A 16462-nucleotide genomic window follows, 5' to 3' on the forward strand; every position below is an offset into this window, starting at 1 on the left:
ATGGTTAAGCCTCACGGGCAATTAGTACAGGTTAGCTCAACGCCTCACAACGCTTACACACCCTGCCTATCAACGTTCTAGTCTCGAACAACCCTTAAGGATACTTAAAGTATCAGGGAAGACTCATCTCAGGGCTCGCTTCCCGCTTAGATGCTTTCAGCGGTTATCGATTCCGAACTTAGCTACCGGGCAATGCGATTGGCATCACAACCCGAACACCAGAGGTTCGTCCACTCCGGTCCTCTCGTACTAGGAGCAGCCCCCTTCAATCTTCCAACGCCCACGGCAGATAGGGACCGAACTGTCTCACGACGTTCTAAACCCAGCTCGCGTACCACTTTAAATGGCGAACAGCCATACCCTTGGGACCGACTTCAGCCCCAGGATGTGATGAGCCGACATCGAGGTGCCAAACACCGCCGTCGATATGAACTCTTGGGCGGTATCAGCCTGTTATCCCCGGAGTACCTTTTATCCGTTGAGCGATGGCCCTTCCATACAGAACCACCGGATCACTATGACCTGCTTTCGCACCTGCTCGAATTGTCATTCTCGCAGTCAAGCGGGCTTATGCCATTGCACTAACCTCACGATGTCCAACCGTGATTAGCCCACCTTCGTGCTCCTCCGTTACTCTTTGGGAGGAGACCGCCCCAGTCAAACTACCCACCAGGCACTGTCCTCAACCCCGATAAGGGGTCTAAGTTAGAACATCAAACATACAAGGGTGGTATTTCAAGGATGGCTCCACAGATACTGGCGTACCTGCTTCAAAGCCTCCCACCTATCCTACACATGTAGGCTCAATGTTCAGTGCCAAGCTGTAGTAAAGGTTCACGGGGTCTTTCCGTCTAGCCGCGGGTACACTGCATCTTCACAGCGATTTCAATTTCACTGAGTCTCGGGTGGAGACAGCGTGGCCATCATTACGCCATTCGTGCAGGTCGGAACTTACCCGACAAGGAATTTCGCTACCTTAGGACCGTTATAGTTACGGCCGCCGTTTACCGGGGCTTCGATCAAGAGCTTCGACCTAAGTCTAACCCCATCAATTAACCTTCCGGCACCGGGCAGGCGTCACACCGTATACGTCATCTTACGATTTTGCACAGTGCTGTGTTTTTAATAAACAGTTGCAGCCACCTGGTATCTGCGACTCCCCATAGCTCCATCCGCAAGGGACTTCACCGCGAGGAGCGTACCTTCTCCCGAAGTTACGGTACCATTTTGCCTAGTTCCTTCACCCGAGTTCTCTCAAGCGCCTTGGTATTCTCTACCCGACCACCTGTGTCGGTTTGGGGTACGATTCCTTACAATCTGAAGCTTAGAGGCTTTTCCTGGAAGCATGGCATCAATGACTTCACATCCGTAGATGCTCGACATCGTGTCTCAGCCTTAAAAAGAGCCGGATTTACCTAACTCTTAAGCCTACGCACTTGAACCTGGACAACCATCGCCAAGCCCACCTAGCCTTCTCCGTCCCCCCATCGCAATTGTAAGAAGTACGGGAATATTAACCCGTTTCCCATCGACTACGCCTTTCGGCCTCGCCTTAGGGGTCGACTTACCCTGCCCCGATTAACGTTGGACAGGAACCCTTGGTCTTCCGGCGAGGAGGTTTTTCACCCCCTTTATCGTTACTCATGTCAGCATTCGCACTTCTGATACCTCCAGCAAACCTTACAGTTCACCTTCGACGGCTTACAGAACGCTCCCCTACCCAATACATAAAATGTATTGCCGCAGCTTCGGTGTATAGCTTAGCCCCGTTACATCTTCCGCGCAGGCCGACTCGACTAGTGAGCTATTACGCTTTCTTTAAATGATGGCTGCTTCTAAGCCAACATCCTAGCTGTCTAAGCCTTCCCACATCGTTTCCCACTTAGCTATACTTTGGGACCTTAGCTGGCGGTCTGGGTTGTTTCCCTCTCCACGACGGACGTTAGCACCCGCCGTGTGTCTCCCGGATAGTACTTACTGGTATTCGGAGTTTGCAAAGGGTTGGTAAGTCGGGATGACCCCCTAGCCTTAACAGTGCTCTACCCCCAGTAGTATTCGTCCGAGGCTCTACCTAAATAGATTTCGGGGAGAACCAGCTATCTCCAGGTTTGATTGGCCTTTCACCCCTAGCCACAAGTCATCCGCTAATTTTTCAACATTAGTCGGTTCGGTCCTCCAGTTGATGTTACTCAACCTTCAACCTGCCCATGGCTAGATCACCTGGTTTCGGGTCTATATCCAGCAACTCGACGCCCAGTTAAGACTCGATTTCTCTACGGCTCCCCTAGATGGTTAACCTCGCTACTGAATATAAGTCGCTGACCCATTATACAAAAGGTACGCAGTCACACTTTGAGGTGCTCCTACTGCTTGTACGTACACGGTTTCAGGTTCTATTTCACTCCCCTCACAGGGGTTCTTTTCGCCTTTCCCTCACGGTACTGGTTCACTATCGGTCAGTCAGTAGTATTTAGCCTTGGAGGATGGTCCCCCCATATTCAGACAGGATATCACGTGTCCCGCCCTACTCGATTTCACTGATTATGATATGTCGGTTACGGGGCTATCACCCGGTATCGCGCCACTTTCCAGAGGCTTCACCTGTATCATTAAAAGCTTAAGGGCTAATCCAATTTCGCTCGCCGCTACTTTCGGAATCTCGGTTGATTTCTTTTCCTCGGGGTACTTAGATGTTTCAGTTCCCCCGGTTCGCCTCACTAACCTATGTATTCAGTTAGTGATACTCTCTTATGAGAGTGGGTTTCCCCATTCAGAAATCCCAGACTCACAGGTTGTTACTACCTAATCTGGGCTTATCGCAAGTTACTACGTCTTTCATCGCCTCTGACTGCCAAGGCATCCACCGTGTACGCTTAGTCACTTAACCATACAACCCCAAAGAGTTTCGGAGTTGTCGTTAAACAACCAAAGTTGTCTGCAATTTTTATACATGATGCAGACTCGATTTTGCCGGACTCAAATATTAAGTAGCTTTCGCTACTTCCAAGAACACTTGAATGTGTGTTGGTACCTACATCTTTCGATATAGGATTTGAGAACTTTTATTTGAATAACAACGCTTATCTAAAAGATAAGGGGATTGTTGTTATTCGTCAGCTTTCCAAATTTTTAAAGAGCAAATCACTTCAAATGAAGTAATCATTTTTAAGAACACTTAAGCAAATGTGCTTAAAGATGGTATCCCGTAGGGGAGTCGAACCCCTGTTACCGCCGTGAAAGGGCGGTGTCCTAGGCCTCTAGACGAACGGGACACTAGGTGAGCTCAATATAACCATATCAATCTGTGTGAACACTCATCGCAATAATCATCGTATAAGGAGGTGATCCAGCCCCAGGTTCCCCTAGGGCTACCTTGTTACGACTTCACCCCAGTCATGAACCACAAAGTGGTGAGCGTCCTCCCGAAGGTTAAACTACCCACTTCTTTTGCAGCCCACTCCCATGGTGTGACGGGCGGTGTGTACAAGGCCCGGGAACGTATTCACCGTAGCATTCTGATCTACGATTACTAGCGATTCCGACTTCATGGAGTCGAGTTGCAGACTCCAATCCGGACTACGACGCACTTTTTGGGATTCGCTCACTCTCGCGAGTTGGCTGCCCTCTGTATGCGCCATTGTAGCACGTGTGTAGCCCTACTCGTAAGGGCCATGATGACTTGACGTCGTCCCCACCTTCCTCCGGTTTATCACCGGCAGTCTCCCTGGAGTTCCCACCCGAAGTGCTGGCAAACAAGGATAAGGGTTGCGCTCGTTGCGGGACTTAACCCAACATTTCACAACACGAGCTGACGACAGCCATGCAGCACCTGTCTCATAGTTCCCGAAGGCACCAAAGCATCTCTGCTAAGTTCTATGGATGTCAAGAGTAGGTAAGGTTCTTCGCGTTGCATCGAATTAAACCACATGCTCCACCGCTTGTGCGGGCCCCCGTCAATTCATTTGAGTTTTAATCTTGCGACCGTACTCCCCAGGCGGTCTACTTAACGCGTTAGCTCCGAAAGCCACGGCTCAAGGCCACAACCTCCAAGTAGACATCGTTTACGGCGTGGACTACCAGGGTATCTAATCCTGTTTGCTCCCCACGCTTTCGCATCTGAGTGTCAGTATCTGTCCAGGGGGCCGCCTTCGCCACCGGTATTCCTTCAGATCTCTACGCATTTCACCGCTACACCTGAAATTCTACCCCCCTCTACAGTACTCTAGATGACCAGTTTCAAATGCTGTTCCGAGGTTGAGCCCCGGGCTTTCACATCTGACTTAATCATCCACCTGCATGCGCTTTACGCCCAGTAATTCCGATTAACGCTCGCACCCTCCGTATTACCGCGGCTGCTGGCACGGAGTTAGCCGGTGCTTCTTCTGCAGCTAACGTCAAATACCGCAGCTATTAACTACGATACCTTCCTCACTGCTGAAAGTGCTTTACAACCCGAAGGCCTTCTTCACACACGCGGCATGGCTGCATCAGGCTTGCGCCCATTGTGCAATATTCCCCACTGCTGCCTCCCGTAGGAGTCTGGACCGTGTCTCAGTTCCAGTGTGGCTGATCATCCTCTCAGACCAGCTAGGGATCGTTGCCTTGGTGAGCCATTACCTCACCAACTAGCTAATCCCACCTGGGCTAATCTTGACGCGAGAGGCCCGAAGGTCCCCCTCTTTGGCCCGAAGGCATTATGCGGTATTAGCTATCGTTTCCAATAGTTATCCCCCACATCAAGGCATATTCCCAGGCATTACTCACCCGTCCGCCGCTCGCCGCCCAACAAATCCCCCGAAGGTTCAATGTTGTCACTGCCGCTCGACTTGCATGTGTTAGGCCTGCCGCCAGCGTTCAATCTGAGCCATGATCAAACTCTTCAATTTAAGATTTTGATGTCCCGAAGGACTGACTCAACGAATACTGACTTCAAAACTCTTTCTTACTCGAAAGTAAGAAGTAATTTTAAAGCTATTACCATTCCAACAGAATGATAATGAATTGACTGTGCTGATACCGAAGTATCAATTGGTCACTCAGTTCATTGAAATCTAAGTTGAAGCCTAAGCTTCATTTTTGATTATCATCAACGAGTGCCCACACAGATTGATAGGTTTATATTGTTAAAGAGCTTCCTCTAAAAAGAGAAGTGCTTTCAAGGCCTTAACCCCGAAGCGGATGCGTATAATACGCTATTGACTTTGTAAGTCAACATAAAATTTTAAGTTATTTCTCAAAACTTTATGGTGACTAGTTTCTGTACAGAAACTGGTCAAAATTAAAGCCTGGCGATGTCCTACTCTCACATGGGGAAGCCCCACACTACCATCGGCGCTATTGTGTTTCACTTCTGAGTTCGGCATGGAATCAGGTGGGTCCACAATGCTATGGTCGCCAAGCAAATTTTTAAATTCGGAAAGCTGTAAGCTTAAAACTCGTCTCTCGACTCTCGTTTCTCGCTTCTATTCTCTTACACATTCAAAGTTCTTAGCTTTGAGTCCATCAAAACCCTTTGGGTGTTGTATGGTTAAGCCTCACGGGCAATTAGTACAGGTTAGCTCAACGCCTCACAACGCTTACACACCCTGCCTATCAACGTTCTAGTCTCGAACAACCCTTAAGGATACTTAAAGTATCAGGGAAGACTCATCTCAGGGCTCGCTTCCCGCTTAGATGCTTTCAGCGGTTATCGATTCCGAACTTAGCTACCGGGCAATGCGATTGGCATCACAACCCGAACACCAGAGGTTCGTCCACTCCGGTCCTCTCGTACTAGGAGCAGCCCCCTTCAATCTTCCAACGCCCACGGCAGATAGGGACCGAACTGTCTCACGACGTTCTAAACCCAGCTCGCGTACCACTTTAAATGGCGAACAGCCATACCCTTGGGACCGACTTCAGCCCCAGGATGTGATGAGCCGACATCGAGGTGCCAAACACCGCCGTCGATATGAACTCTTGGGCGGTATCAGCCTGTTATCCCCGGAGTACCTTTTATCCGTTGAGCGATGGCCCTTCCATACAGAACCACCGGATCACTATGACCTGCTTTCGCACCTGCTCGAATTGTCATTCTCGCAGTCAAGCGGGCTTATGCCATTGCACTAACCTCACGATGTCCAACCGTGATTAGCCCACCTTCGTGCTCCTCCGTTACTCTTTGGGAGGAGACCGCCCCAGTCAAACTACCCACCAGGCACTGTCCTCAACCCCGATAAGGGGTCTAAGTTAGAACATCAAACATACAAGGGTGGTATTTCAAGGATGGCTCCACAAATACTGGCGTACCTGCTTCAAAGCCTCCCACCTATCCTACACATGTAGGCTCAATGTTCAGTGCCAAGCTGTAGTAAAGGTTCACGGGGTCTTTCCGTCTAGCCGCGGGTACACTGCATCTTCACAGCGATTTCAATTTCACTGAGTCTCGGGTGGAGACAGCGTGGCCATCATTACGCCATTCGTGCAGGTCGGAACTTACCCGACAAGGAATTTCGCTACCTTAGGACCGTTATAGTTACGGCCGCCGTTTACCGGGGCTTCGATCAAGAGCTTCGACCTAAGTCTAACCCCATCAATTAACCTTCCGGCACCGGGCAGGCGTCACACCGTATACGTCATCTTACGATTTTGCACAGTGCTGTGTTTTTAATAAACAGTTGCAGCCACCTGGTATCTGCGACTCCCCATAGCTCCATCCGCAAGGGACTTCACCGCGAGGAGCGTACCTTCTCCCGAAGTTACGGTACCATTTTGCCTAGTTCCTTCACCCGAGTTCTCTCAAGCGCCTTGGTATTCTCTACCCGACCACCTGTGTCGGTTTGGGGTACGATTCCTTACAATCTGAAGCTTAGAGGCTTTTCCTGGAAGCATGGCATCAATGACTTCACATCCGTAGATGCTCGACATCGTGTCTCAGCCTTAAAGAGAGCCGGATTTACCTAACTCTCAAGCCTACGCACTTGAACCTGGACAACCGTCGCCAGGCCCACCTAGCCTTCTCCGTCCCCCCATCGCAATTGTAAGAAGTACGGGAATATTAACCCGTTTCCCATCGACTACGCCTTTCGGCCTCGCCTTAGGGGTCGACTTACCCTGCCCCGATTAACGTTGGACAGGAACCCTTGGTCTTCCGGCGAGGAGGTTTTTCACCCCCTTTATCGTTACTCATGTCAGCATTCGCACTTCTGATACCTCCAGCAAGCCTTACAGCTCACCTTCAACGGCTTACAGAACGCTCCCCTACCCAATAACTAAAAGTTATTGCCGCAGCTTCGGTGTATAGCTTAGCCCCGTTACATCTTCCGCGCAGGCCGACTCGACTAGTGAGCTATTACGCTTTCTTTAAATGATGGCTGCTTCTAAGCCAACATCCTAGCTGTCTAAGCCTTCCCACATCGTTTCCCACTTAGCTATACTTTGGGACCTTAGCTGGCGGTCTGGGTTGTTTCCCTCTCCACGACGGACGTTAGCACCCGCCGTGTGTCTCCCGGATAGTACTTACTGGTATTCGGAGTTTGCAAAGGGTTGGTAAGTCGGGATGACCCCCTAGCCTTAACAGTGCTCTACCCCCAGTAGTATTCGTCCGAGGCTCTACCTAAATAGATTTCGGGGAGAACCAGCTATCTCCAGGTTTGATTGGCCTTTCACCCCTAGCCACAAGTCATCCGCTAATTTTTCAACATTAGTCGGTTCGGTCCTCCAGTTGATGTTACTCAACCTTCAACCTGCCCATGGCTAGATCACCTGGTTTCGGGTCTATATCCAGCAACTCGACGCCCAGTTAAGACTCGATTTCTCTACGGCTCCCCTAGATGGTTAACCTCGCTACTGAATATAAGTCGCTGACCCATTATACAAAAGGTACGCAGTCACACCACGAAGGTGCTCCTACTGCTTGTACGTACACGGTTTCAGGTTCTATTTCACTCCCCTCACAGGGGTTCTTTTCGCCTTTCCCTCACGGTACTGGTTCACTATCGGTCAGTCAGTAGTATTTAGCCTTGGAGGATGGTCCCCCCATATTCAGACAGGATATCACGTGTCCCGCCCTACTCGATTTCACTGATTATGATATGTCGGTTACGGGGCTATCACCCGGTATCGCGCCACTTTCCAGAGGCTTCACCTGTATCATTAAAAGCTTAAGGGCTAGTCCAATTTCGCTCGCCGCTACTTTCGGAATCTCGGTTGATTTCTTTTCCTCGGGGTACTTAGATGTTTCAGTTCCCCCGGTTCGCCTCACTAACCTATGTATTCAGTTAGTGATACTCTCTTATGAGAGTGGGTTTCCCCATTCAGAAATCCCAGACTCACAGGTTGTTACTACCTAATCTGGGCTTATCGCAAGTTACTACGTCTTTCATCGCCTCTGACTGCCAAGGCATCCACCGTGTACGCTTAGTCACTTAACCATACAACCCCAAAGAGTTTCAAAGAAACCTCGAGATTGTCATTAAACAACCAAAGTTGCTATCTCATTATTGAATGAGCGAGATAGCTTTCGATTTTGCCGGACTCAAATATTAAACAAACACAACCGAAGTCATGTTGTTTCCAAGAACACTTGAATGTGTGTTGGTACCCAAATCTTAAAGATTTAGGATTTGAGAACTTTTATTTGAATAACAACACTTATCTAAAAGATAAGGGGATTGTTGTTATTCGTCAGCTTTCCAAATTTTTAAAGAGCAAATAGCTCGAAGCTTTCGCTTCAAAACCATCAATCTGTGTGAACACTCATCGCAATAATCATCGTATAAGGAGGTGATCCAGCCCCAGGTTCCCCTAGGGCTACCTTGTTACGACTTCACCCCAGTCATGAACCACAAAGTGGTGAGCGTCCTCCCGAAGGTTAAACTACCCACTTCTTTTGCAGCCCACTCCCATGGTGTGACGGGCGGTGTGTACAAGGCCCGGGAACGTATTCACCGTAGCATTCTGATCTACGATTACTAGCGATTCCGACTTCATGGAGTCGAGTTGCAGACTCCAATCCGGACTACGACGCACTTTTTGGGATTCGCTCACTCTCGCGAGTTGGCTGCCCTCTGTATGCGCCATTGTAGCACGTGTGTAGCCCTACTCGTAAGGGCCATGATGACTTGACGTCGTCCCCACCTTCCTCCGGTTTATCACCGGCAGTCTCCCTGGAGTTCCCGACATTACTCGCTGGCAAACAAGGATAAGGGTTGCGCTCGTTGCGGGACTTAACCCAACATTTCACAACACGAGCTGACGACAGCCATGCAGCACCTGTCTCAGAGTTCCCGAAGGCACCAATTCATCTCTGAAAAGTTCTCTGGATGTCAAGAGTAGGTAAGGTTCTTCGCGTTGCATCGAATTAAACCACATGCTCCACCGCTTGTGCGGGCCCCCGTCAATTCATTTGAGTTTTAATCTTGCGACCGTACTCCCCAGGCGGTCTACTTAACGCGTTAGCTCCGAAAGCCACGGCTCAAGGCCACAACCTCCAAGTAGACATCGTTTACGGCGTGGACTACCAGGGTATCTAATCCTGTTTGCTCCCCACGCTTTCGCATCTGAGTGTCAGTATCTGTCCAGGGGGCCGCCTTCGCCACCGGTATTCCTTCAGATCTCTACGCATTTCACCGCTACACCTGAAATTCTACCCCCCTCTACAGTACTCTAGATGACCAGTTTCAAATGCTGTTCCGAGGTTGAGCCCCGGGCTTTCACATCTGACTTAATCATCCACCTGCATGCGCTTTACGCCCAGTAATTCCGATTAACGCTCGCACCCTCCGTATTACCGCGGCTGCTGGCACGGAGTTAGCCGGTGCTTCTTCTGTCGCTAACGTCAAATACCGCAGCTATTAACTACGACACCTTCCTCACGACTGAAAGTGCTTTACAACCCGAAGGCCTTCTTCACACACGCGGCATGGCTGCATCAGGCTTGCGCCCATTGTGCAATATTCCCCACTGCTGCCTCCCGTAGGAGTCTGGACCGTGTCTCAGTTCCAGTGTGGCTGATCATCCTCTCAGACCAGCTAGGGATCGTTGCCTTGGTGAGCCATTACCTCACCAACTAGCTAATCCCACCTGGGCTAATCTTGACGCGAGAGGCCCGAAGGTCCCCCTCTTTGGCTCCTGTTCGTTATAAACAAGGGCATTATGCGGTATTAGCTATCGTTTCCAATAGTTATCCCCCACATCAAGGCATATTCCCAGGCATTACTCACCCGTCCGCCGCTCGCCGCCCAGAAACGCACCCGAAGGATTGTAACTGTCGCTGCCGCTCGACTTGCATGTGTTAGGCCTGCCGCCAGCGTTCAATCTGAGCCATGATCAAACTCTTCAATTTAAGATTTTGATGTCCCGAAGGACTGACTCAACGAATACTGACTTCAAAACTCATCCTTACCCGAAAGTAAGAAGTAATTTTAAAGCTATTATCGTTCCAACAGAACGATAATGAATTGACTGTGCTCGAATGATTGCTCATTCAAATTGGTCACTCAGTTCATTGATAGTCATTTGATTCCGAAGAATCAGTTTTTGATTTTACTTTTATAAAAAAGTGAAAACCAAAATTGGATTATCATCAACGAGTGCCCACACAGATTGATAGGTTTATATTTTTAAAGAGCTTTGCTTCTAGGCCTTAACCTTGAAGCGGACGCGAATAATACGCTATTGACTCTGTAAGTCAACATAAAATTCTAAGAAAAATCTCAAAACCTTATGGTGACTAGTTTCCGTACAGAAACTGGTCAAAATCAAGCCTGGCGATGTCCTACTCTCACATGGGGAAGCCCCACACTACCATCGGCGCTAATTCGTTTCACTTCTGAGTTCGGCATGGAAATCAGGTGGGTCCAAATCGCTATGGTCGCCAAGCAAATTTTTAAATTCGGAAAGCTGTAAGCTTAAAACTCGTCTCTCGACTCTCGTTTCTCGCTTCTATTCTCTTACACATTCAAAGTTCTTAGCTTTGAGTCCATCAAAACCCTTTGGGTGTTGTATGGTTAAGCCTCACGGGCAATTAGTACAGGTTAGCTCAACGCCTCACAACGCTTACACACCCTGCCTATCAACGTTCTAGTCTCGAACAACCCTTAAGGATACTTAAAGTATCAGGGAAGACTCATCTCAGGGCTCGCTTCCCGCTTAGATGCTTTCAGCGGTTATCGATTCCGAACTTAGCTACCGGGCAATGCGATTGGCATCACAACCCGAACACCAGAGGTTCGTCCACTCCGGTCCTCTCGTACTAGGAGCAGCCCCCTTCAATCTTCCAACGCCCACGGCAGATAGGGACCGAACTGTCTCACGACGTTCTAAACCCAGCTCGCGTACCACTTTAAATGGCGAACAGCCATACCCTTGGGACCGACTTCAGCCCCAGGATGTGATGAGCCGACATCGAGGTGCCAAACACCGCCGTCGATATGAACTCTTGGGCGGTATCAGCCTGTTATCCCCGGAGTACCTTTTATCCGTTGAGCGATGGCCCTTCCATACAGAACCACCGGATCACTATGACCTGCTTTCGCACCTGCTCGAATTGTCATTCTCGCAGTCAAGCGGGCTTATGCCATTGCACTAACCTCACGATGTCCAACCGTGATTAGCCCACCTTCGTGCTCCTCCGTTACTCTTTGGGAGGAGACCGCCCCAGTCAAACTACCCACCAGGCACTGTCCTCAACCCCGATAAGGGGTCTAAGTTAGAACATCAAACATACAAGGGTGGTATTTCAAGGATGGCTCCACAAATACTGGCGTACTTGCTTCAAAGCCTCCCACCTATCCTACACATGTAGGCTCAATGTTCAGTGCCAAGCTGTAGTAAAGGTTCACGGGGTCTTTCCGTCTAGCCGCGGGTACACTGCATCTTCACAGCGATTTCAATTTCACTGAGTCTCGGGTGGAGACAGCGTGGCCATCATTACGCCATTCGTGCAGGTCGGAACTTACCCGACAAGGAATTTCGCTACCTTAGGACCGTTATAGTTACGGCCGCCGTTTACCGGGGCTTCGATCAAGAGCTTCGACCTAAGTCTAACCCCATCAATTAACCTTCCGGCACCGGGCAGGCGTCACACCGTATACGTCATCTTACGATTTTGCACAGTGCTGTGTTTTTAATAAACAGTTGCAGCCACCTGGTATCTGCGACTCCCCATAGCTCCATCCGCAAGGGACTTCACCGCGAGGAGCGTACCTTCTCCCGAAGTTACGGTACCATTTTGCCTAGTTCCTTCACCCGAGTTCTCTCAAGCGCCTTGGTATTCTCTACCCGACCACCTGTGTCGGTTTGGGGTACGATTCCTTACAATCTGAAGCTTAGAGGCTTTTCCTGGAAGCATGGCATCAATGACTTCACATCCGTAGATGCTCGACATCGTGTCTCAGCCTTAAAGAGAGCCGGATTTACCTAACTCTCAAGCCTACGCACTTGAACCTGGACAACCGTCGCCAGGCCCACCTAGCCTTCTCCGTCCCCCCATCGCAATTGTAAGAAGTACGGGAATATTAACCCGTTTCCCATCGACTACGCCTTTCGGCCTCGCCTTAGGGGTCGACTTACCCTGCCCCGATTAACGTTGGACAGGAACCCTTGGTCTTCCGGCGAGGAGGTTTTTCACCCCCTTTATCGTTACTCATGTCAGCATTCGCACTTCTGATACCTCCAGCAAGCCTTACAGCTCACCTTCAACGGCTTACAGAACGCTCCCCTACCCAATGACTAAAAGTCATTGCCGCAGCTTCGGTGTATAGCTTAGCCCCGTTACATCTTCCGCGCAGGCCGACTCGACTAGTGAGCTATTACGCTTTCTTTAAATGATGGCTGCTTCTAAGCCAACATCCTAGCTGTCTAAGCCTTCCCACATCGTTTCCCACTTAGCTATACTTTGGGACCTTAGCTGGCGGTCTGGGTTGTTTCCCTCTCCACGACGGACGTTAGCACCCGCCGTGTGTCTCCCGGATAGTACTTACTGGTATTCGGAGTTTGCAAAGGGTTGGTAAGTCGGGATGACCCCCTAGCCTTAACAGTGCTCTACCCCCAGTAGTATTCGTCCGAGGCTCTACCTAAATAGATTTCGGGGAGAACCAGCTATCTCCAGGTTTGATTGGCCTTTCACCCCTAGCCACAAGTCATCCGCTAATTTTTCAACATTAGTCGGTTCGGTCCTCCAGTTGATGTTACTCAACCTTCAACCTGCCCATGGCTAGATCACCTGGTTTCGGGTCTATATCCAGCAACTCGACGCCCAGTTAAGACTCGATTTCTCTACGGCTCCCCTAGATGGTTAACCTCGCTACTGAATATAAGTCGCTGACCCATTATACAAAAGGTACGCAGTCACACCACGAAGGTGCTCCTACTGCTTGTACGTACACGGTTTCAGGTTCTATTTCACTCCCCTCACAGGGGTTCTTTTCGCCTTTCCCTCACGGTACTGGTTCACTATCGGTCAGTCAGTAGTATTTAGCCTTGGAGGATGGTCCCCCCATATTCAGACAGGATATCACGTGTCCCGCCCTACTCGATTTCACTGATTATGATATGTCGGTTACGGGGCTATCACCCGGTATCGCGCCACTTTCCAGAGGCTTCACCTGTATCATTAAAAGCTTAAGGGCTAGTCCAATTTCGCTCGCCGCTACTTTCGGAATCTCGGTTGATTTCTTTTCCTCGGGGTACTTAGATGTTTCAGTTCCCCCGGTTCGCCTCACTAACCTATGTATTCAGTTAGTGATACTCTCTTATGAGAGTGGGTTTCCCCATTCAGAAATCCCAGACTCACAGGTTGTTACTACCTAATCTGGGCTTATCGCAAGTTACTACGTCTTTCATCGCCTCTGACTGCCAAGGCATCCACCGTGTACGCTTAGTCACTTAACCATACAACCCCAAAGAGTTTCAAAGAAACCTTGAGATTGTCGTCTCTTTGCTTTCACTTTTGAAAAGTGAAGACAAATAAGCAACCAAAGTTGTCTGCAATTTTTATACATGATGCAGACTCGATTTTGCCGGACTCAAATATTAAGTAGCTTTCGCTACTTCCAAGAACACTTGAATGTGTGTTGGTACCTATATGTTCCCTTAATAAAAAGGTTCGATATAGGATTTGAGAACTTTTATTTGAATAACAACGCTTATCTAAAAGATAAGGGGATTGTTGTTATTCGTCAGCTTTCCAAATTTTTAAAGAACAAATCACTTCGTATGAAGTAACCATTTTTAAGAACACTTAAGACCTTCTATTTAAAGAAGTGTGCTTAAAGATGGTGGGCGATACCGGGCTCGAACCAGTGACCCCCTGCTTGTAAGGCAGGTGCTCTCCCAACTGAGCTAATCGCCCTTGCCTACGCAAGGTAGCGTGCTCTTAAAATAAAACCATCAATCTGTGTGAACACTCATCGCGACTTATTTGTCTTCACTTTAAAAAGTGAAAGCAAACTATCCGTTTCGTATAAGGAGGTGATCCAGCCCCAGGTTCCCCTAGGGCTACCTTGTTACGACTTCACCCCAGTCATGAACCACAAAGTGGTGAGCGTCCTCCCGAAGGTTAAACTACCCACTTCTTTTGCAGCCCACTCCCATGGTGTGACGGGCGGTGTGTACAAGGCCCGGGAACGTATTCACCGTAGCATTCTGATCTACGATTACTAGCGATTCCGACTTCATGGAGTCGAGTTGCAGACTCCAATCCGGACTACGACGCACTTTTTGGGATTCGCTCACTCTCGCAAGTTGGCTGCCCTCTGTATGCGCCATTGTAGCACGTGTGTAGCCCTACTCGTAAGGGCCATGATGACTTGACGTCGTCCCCACCTTCCTCCGGTTTATCACCGGCAGTCTCCCTGGAGTTCCCACCCGAAGTGCTGGCAAACAAGGATAAGGGTTGCGCTCGTTGCGGGACTTAACCCAACATTTCACAACACGAGCTGACGACAGCCATGCAGCACCTGTCTCATAGTTCCCGAAGGCACCAAAGCATCTCTGCTAAGTTCTATGGATGTCAAGAGTAGGTAAGGTTCTTCGCGTTGCATCGAATTAAACCACATGCTCCACCGCTTGTGCGGGCCCCCGTCAATTCATTTGAGTTTTAATCTTGCGACCGTACTCCCCAGGCGGTCTACTTAACGCGTTAGCTCCGAAAGCCACGGCTCAAGGCCACAACCTCCAAGTAGACATCGTTTACGGCGTGGACTACCAGGGTATCTAATCCTGTTTGCTCCCCACGCTTTCGCATCTGAGTGTCAGTATCTGTCCAGGGGGCCGCCTTCGCCACCGGTATTCCTTCAGATCTCTACGCATTTCACCGCTACACCTGAAATTCTACCCCCCTCTACAGTACTCTAGATGACCAGTTTCAAATGCTGTTCCGAGGTTGAGCCCCGGGCTTTCACATCTGACTTAATCATCCACCTGCATGCGCTTTACGCCCAGTAATTCCGATTAACGCTCGCACCCTCCGTATTACCGCGGCTGCTGGCACGGAGTTAGCCGGTGCTTCTTCTGCAGCTAACGTCAAATACCGCAGCTATTAACTACGATACCTTCCTCACTGCTGAAAGTGCTTTACAACCCGAAGGCCTTCTTCACACACGCGGCATGGCTGCATCAGGCTTGCGCCCATTGTGCAATATTCCCCACTGCTGCCTCCCGTAGGAGTCTGGACCGTGTCTCAGTTCCAGTGTGGCTGATCATCCTCTCAGACCAGCTAGGGATCGTTGCCTTGGTGAGCCATTACCTCACCAACTAGCTAATCCCACCTGGGCTAATCTTGACGCGAGAGGCCCGAAGGTCCCCCTCTTTGCTCCGAAGAGATTATGCGGTATTAGCTATCGTTTCCAATAGTTATCCCCCACATCAAGGCATATTCCCAGGCATTACTCACCCGTCCGCCGCTCGCCGCCCAGAAACGCCCCCGAAGGATTGTAACTGTCGCTGCCGCTCGACTTGCATGTGTTAGGCCTGCCGCCAGCGTTCAATCTGAGCCATGATCAAACTCTTCAATTTAAGATTTTGTCGGCTCAATGAATACTGAATTCATATCTAACGATATGTGAATTGACTGTGCTCGAATGATTGCTCATTCAAATTGGTCACTCAGTTCATTGAAACCTAATTTGAAGCCTAAGCTTCTAATTGGATTATCATCAACGAGTGCCCACACAGATTGATAGGTTTATATTTTTAAAGAGCTTCTCTTCTTTGTGACGCGAATCACTTCGGAAGAGGCGGCTATTCTAGTCATTTAAACTCTAGTGTCAAACACTTTTTTGAATTTTTATTTTGTTCCGCCTGGAACAAGTTTTGACTGATTGCCTAACTGACAATTATCGCTGAAGCCTTATGGGCTCTGCCGTGTCAGTGGAGGCGCATTATAGGCGGCTTATTCTGTGGCACAAGTGTTTTTTTAAAAAAAGTGCATTTTTCTCTTCAATTGATGGATAAACCATCAAAACAACAAAAAAGGAGGCAT

General features: G+C 49.3%; 2 tRNA genes and 8 rRNA genes. All 10 read right to left on the reverse strand.

The features are described from left to right. A 23S ribosomal RNA gene (locus ACZ5R2_RS01555) occupies window positions 1–2887 on the reverse strand. Window positions 2888–3196: 309 nt separating this feature from the next. Beyond that, window positions 3197–3272 (reverse strand) — tRNA-Glu (locus ACZ5R2_RS01560). 62 nt (window positions 3273–3334) lie between these two features. Then, a 16S ribosomal RNA gene (locus tag ACZ5R2_RS01565) occupies window positions 3335–4886 on the reverse strand. Between the two features lie 397 nt (window positions 4887–5283). Next, window positions 5284–5399: ribosomal RNA gene (gene rrf / locus ACZ5R2_RS01570) — 5S ribosomal RNA — on the reverse strand. Window positions 5400–5523: 124 nt separating this feature from the next. Further along, window positions 5524–8411: ribosomal RNA gene (locus tag ACZ5R2_RS01575) — 23S ribosomal RNA — on the reverse strand. Window positions 8412–8756: 345 nt separating this feature from the next. After that, window positions 8757–10324 (reverse strand): 16S ribosomal RNA (locus tag ACZ5R2_RS01580). 419 nt (window positions 10325–10743) lie between these two features. Continuing rightward, a 5S ribosomal RNA gene (gene rrf / locus ACZ5R2_RS01585) occupies window positions 10744–10860 on the reverse strand. A gap of 124 nt (window positions 10861–10984) precedes the next feature. Continuing rightward, window positions 10985–13872: ribosomal RNA gene (locus ACZ5R2_RS01590) — 23S ribosomal RNA — on the reverse strand. Between the two features lie 384 nt (window positions 13873–14256). Continuing rightward, a tRNA-Val gene (locus ACZ5R2_RS01595) sits at window positions 14257–14332 on the reverse strand. Window positions 14333–14444: 112 nt separating this feature from the next. Then, a 16S ribosomal RNA gene (locus ACZ5R2_RS01600) occupies window positions 14445–15996 on the reverse strand. The 16S, 23S and 5S rRNA genes sit together here with 2 tRNA genes alongside, the layout of an rRNA operon. Between the last annotated feature and the right edge of the window lie 466 nt (window positions 15997–16462).

Source organism: Vibrio sabulosilitoris (genome assembly GCF_055391395.1).